Below are 1,985 nucleotides of genomic sequence, written 5' to 3' on the forward strand. Positions count from 1 at the left end.
GATACCTGATGTCACGCCGAATGGCGTTTTTTATTTACCACCAACTGGGTGGCTAACTTCATTCTATAATCCACCATCTAATCTTTGGTCAAGTGCCATGCTAATATCATAAGTTTGGCTACGGGCGGTAATCATAATAATCGGCACATTGCTTGATTGACGAATTTGCCGGAGAACAGTTAACCCATCGTAAACGGGGAGCATCCAATCTAATAAAATCAAGGTTATTTCTTTTTCTTTGAATATTGCTAGGACCTCGCGTCCATCCTTTGCCCAGATGACCTCATAACCTTCAAGTTCTAACTCGGTTATCAAGAAACCAGCAAGACTTTCTTCGCCTTCGACTAACAAAATTACAGCCTTATCTATTTTTGATCCTCCAATCGCTTGTCTTGTATTCTATTTTAGCTGTTTTATGGTAATTGAAGGTAAAAAAAGTTTCATATGAAACTTTTAAAATTCTTGTTCAAGTTGATATAAATCATTAAGGAAATGAGCAACAACCGTTAATTCATCTATTAACGGAAACACCCTCCTTTACATAAAAATCATGAATACTAACCTTGTCATTAGGATGTATTTCCCTATAGATATCAACGAAAAAGATAAAATTGCAATTATAGTTTCTAGCTACCTCATTATTACCCTTAATCAGTTACTCATTTTTTACATAGTATTTCAAATAACAACCTCCTTAACCTATGATGGAATTAGATATTAGAGAGGCTTTATAAATGAACAAACCATATATTATCGTTCATATGATGACGTCAGTTGATGAACGAATTGATTGTGGAATGACGATCCAATTAGCCGGTGAACCCGAATACTATTCTACATTGGACAGTTTAAATGTTCCTACAAGGGTTAGTGGACGTGTTACTGCAGAAATCGAATTGACGCGTGGTGGTAAATTTAATTCGCAAAACAAAGAAATCCTTGGTAAAACTGACTTTGCTAAAAATGCAACTGCTGATAGTTATAATATCGTTGTCGATACTAAAGGAACTTTACAATGGGGCAAGGAAAATGGTAATAACTTCCCTCACCTAATTATTACGAGTGAACAAGTTACGAAAGATTACCTTGATTACCTCAACAGCCAAAACATTTCATGGATCGCAGCTTGGAAAAATCAAATTGATCTAGCCAAGGCAATGGAAATTCTTTCTAATGAATTCAATATTGACCGTTTAGCAATTGTGGGCGGCGGAAAAATCAATGGTGGTTTTCTAGAAGCGGGATTAGTTGATGAAATCAGTATTTTAATTGGGGCTGGTGTCGATGGGCGAACCGGTCAACCAAGTCTTTTTGATAATCGTACAGAAAGCAGTCGTCCAATCGCTCTGCAATTAAAAGATGTTGAAAGCTATGAAGATGGCGCCGTCTGGTTATGATATTTGGTTAAGTAACTGAAATTTAAATGCATGGGGTCGTGGTAAATTACTGTGATTCTATACGTTTGTGCTTTAAAAACAAGAAAACGCAAGAACTCTCGCATATACTTTGAATATTTAAACTAAAGTAACGAAGAGTCTTGCGTAATGAAATTTATAAAGTTGAAGTGCAAGATAAAAAGGTATGATTCCAATATCCAACCGGGATCATACCTTTTATTCTCTAGATTATTGCTTTTTAAGTTTCTTTAGATAGAAAAACAAGATAAACAATCCTATTACTATACACGCCAATGCACCTGGCCATAAATCTATTCGAATGATCAAAATAAATATAGCATATAAGATTATTGCTATTCCTTCTAAGAAAAAACATTGTTTCTTTAAACAACTAATTAGCCATAATATTGCACAAAGTAAAGAAGATGTAGAAGCAATAATATTCTTATTGTATGCACAATATACACAAATAATGAAAAATATTAATACTTCAATTATATTCCACTTATTCTTTCCCGAAATGTCAATTTAAGTTAGAAAGAAAATAGTTGCTCATCAGTGACGTAAGACATGAATACTTCATATGGA

Annotated in this window: 1 protein-coding gene and 1 pseudogene; one reads left to right on the forward strand and one right to left on the reverse strand. The window is 34.2% G+C overall.

What is annotated here, in order from left to right; all coding sequences use genetic code 11:
- Positions 1-75: 75 nt before the first annotated feature.
- Positions 76-369 (reverse strand): annotated as a pseudogene (locus QOS06_RS10595) (response regulator); the annotation flags it as partial.
- 365 nt (positions 370-734) lie between these two features.
- Here QOS06_RS10595 and QOS06_RS10600 point away from each other — a divergent pair.
- On the forward strand, positions 735-1,397 hold the full coding sequence (locus QOS06_RS10600) for a dihydrofolate reductase family protein (protein ID WP_283596033.1): 663 nt from the start codon (positions 735-737) through the stop codon (positions 1,395-1,397).
- Positions 1,398-1,985: the final 588 nt, after the last annotated feature.

The sequence above is a fragment of the Limosilactobacillus sp. DJ3M12 genome, assembly GCF_947381695.1.
Classification (GTDB): domain Bacteria; phylum Bacillota; class Bacilli; order Lactobacillales; family Lactobacillaceae; genus Limosilactobacillus; species Limosilactobacillus kinnaridis.

Bases quoted from the DNA above. Each gene is read 5' to 3' on its own strand.
- QOS06_RS10600 (WP_283596033.1), top strand. From the start codon at position 735: ATGAACAAACCATATATTATCGTTCATATGATGACGTCAGTTGATGAA.